General features: G+C 69.6%; 1 protein-coding gene. It reads right to left on the reverse strand.

Annotation, left to right across the window (positions count from 1 at the left end; genetic code table 11):
* Positions 1-82 precede the first annotated feature (82 nt).
* Positions 83-560: hypothetical protein (locus EN850_RS33390; RefSeq protein WP_210237997.1), on the reverse strand; the 478-nt coding region annotated here is incomplete at its 5' end.

Consider the following 560-nt stretch of genomic DNA (forward strand, 5'->3'; position numbering starts at 1 on the left):
CTCGAACCGCGCCGAGTGAAAAGAGGGGCGCCGCGAGGTCCGACGCGTCGCCACGCGCCCGTGGCCAACCGCGCCCGCGGCTTTACGCCACCGGCAAGCCTCGTTCGACCAGCCACGCCTTCGCGTCTTCGGCGTCCTGCTCGAACCACGCTTTCGTAGACCCCAGCCGATACGTATACCCCCAGGCATCCATGTCGGCCATCAGCCGCTGGCTGCCGACGCCGGGCAGCTGCCCGGCCAGTACGATCTGCAGGTAGCAGGTGGCGTCTTCCTCGGCCACCGAGTCGGTGGCGTCGGTATGCACCTGCGCCCGCCGCTCCGGCGGCAGCACGATCAGGTGGCAGGCCTCGTGCAGCATCGAGTGCACGGGCGTGTCGTCGCGCACGTACACGTTGCTGGCGATGATGCCGGCCTCGGGCTCGCCCCAGTAGCTGCCGGGAATCGGCTCGCCGTCGGCCACGTGGTGCAGCTGCAGGCCATGCGCGGCGAGCAGGCACTGCGCATCGGCGAAGGCGATATCGCCCACGCAGGTGATGTCCACGGCGGTTGTCGTATCGGTC

Source organism: Mesorhizobium sp. M8A.F.Ca.ET.207.01.1.1, from assembly GCF_004794715.1.
Lineage (GTDB): Bacteria > Pseudomonadota > Alphaproteobacteria > Rhizobiales > Rhizobiaceae > Mesorhizobium.